Origin of the sequence: uncultured Leptotrichia sp., from assembly GCF_938036635.1 — a bacterium.
GTDB classification, from domain to species: Bacteria; Fusobacteriota; Fusobacteriia; order Fusobacteriales; family Leptotrichiaceae; genus Leptotrichia; species Leptotrichia hongkongensis.
The window spans coordinates 1-1,622 of sequence record NZ_CALHQO010000025.1 but is presented as its reverse complement, the minus strand read 5'-3'; the positions used below and the strand labels follow the sequence as shown (position 1 = coordinate 1,622).

Here is a 1,622-nt window from a genome sequence, read left to right as displayed (position 1 = left end):
GAGAATACGGAACATAAGCGTATTTGCTTGTTTCAACCGCTAAATCAATCAAATCAGTAGTTGCCACTTGCATGTTCCCCTTTCATGATGGCAACACCTGATGATGCACACATTTCTACATTTCTTTTCTTTTGGCTTTTGTTTTCAATATTATTATTTATTGTAGTTATCATCATAAACAAAAATTTTTCCTGTCCAAAATTATAGTTTTTTACCTCATTACTTGCAGAAAGTGTTGCAATATTATTTAAATAATAGTCAATTCCTTTTTGAAATTCATTTTTTTCAACAAAATTCCGAATATTTAAAAAATGTAAACTTAACTTGTAGGAATAGACTTCTTCATCTGACATTGTAAATTTATCAGTTTCACTTTTATTGCTCAAAAGTTTTAAAGTTTCATCTATTTCAGGCTTTAAGTTTTTTACGCCATTATCATTGGCTTCTTCCTGTAATTTTATAAGTTTTAAAAATAAAGAATTTGGATATTTTTTGTTTATTTGATTAATAATTTTATTTTTCTCGTCTATATCTTCAATATTCCCATAATAAGTGACTTTCATGCTCCAAATTTCATAATCTGTTGGATTAGCCTTTTCAAAAATATCCATATATTTTTTCCCATTTCTTATATTTTTCAAATAAAGACTTGCCAAATAAGTTTCAGCGATTTTTCCTGCTACGATATAATTATTTCTATCCTTTTCAAGCAAATTTTCCAGCTTTTCCAAATATTCTGCTCCATCAATACCCGCAGTTTCAAAAAGCAGTCCATCGCCAATTTCTTCATCAAGTTTAATAGTTTCTTCAATAATTTCACGTTTAAGCCCTTTTGCACTCAATTTTTTATAGATAATACTGCTTACATTTTCTGCATTTCCAAAAATTCCAAATGCTAAAAATAATAAAATCGTCGTTAATTTTTTCATTTTATTTATATCCTTTCTTTTTGTTTAAAATATCTAATTTTGAGGAATAAGTTCCAAAGATTTCTCTATTTCAATTGTTCTGTCAACATCTTTTTTGTAAGTAATGTCTAACTTGTAGTAATGATTTTCTTTCATTTTCAAAAAACTCCATCCGTAGTCTTTTTTCTCAATTACCAGATACTGTCCTTTCTCATTAGATAAAGTTGTCTTTATTTTAGGTTCTTCTACTTTATCTGCCCTCTTGTAATCCCACAAAATCTCAAAATAATTTGTAGAATCCAAAATCCATTTTTTTACATCTCCTGTATTTTCAAGCTTTTTCCCATTTACATAAAGTTCTTTGCTATTTGAAATAATTTTCCTAATTTCTTTCAAATCCCTAACATAACTTGGCAACTGAAATATATTTATATTAATCAGAGTTATTACAATTAAACACACTGATACGCAACCCATCTTTAAATAAAAAATTTTCTTTTTTAACTTCTCTTTTCGTAAAATTTCCTCAAAATCTTGGAGTTCTTCATATTCTTTTTCATACTCATTTACAAAATCCTTTTTTGTTTCCAAATAAAACTTTAAAATTCCAAAAATAACTATTAACCAAATAGATATAATATTTTTATTAATTTTCAAAAATCCTATTATAATCGGAATAATCACATACATTAAGCTATTCATCAAAATAAATAG

The 1,622-nt window shown here is 26.4% G+C and carries 2 protein-coding genes; both read right to left on the bottom strand.

What is annotated here, in order from left to right:
* Positions 1-53: 53 nt before the first annotated feature.
* The gene (locus Q0370_RS00390) at positions 54-929 is read right to left on the bottom strand and encodes a hypothetical protein (RefSeq protein WP_299570557.1); all 876 of its coding nucleotides are present in this window, start codon (positions 927-929) and stop codon (positions 54-56) included.
* 33 nt (positions 930-962) lie between these two features.
* Positions 963-1,622: hypothetical protein (locus Q0370_RS00385; protein WP_299570555.1), on the bottom strand; the 660-nt coding region annotated here is incomplete at its 5' end.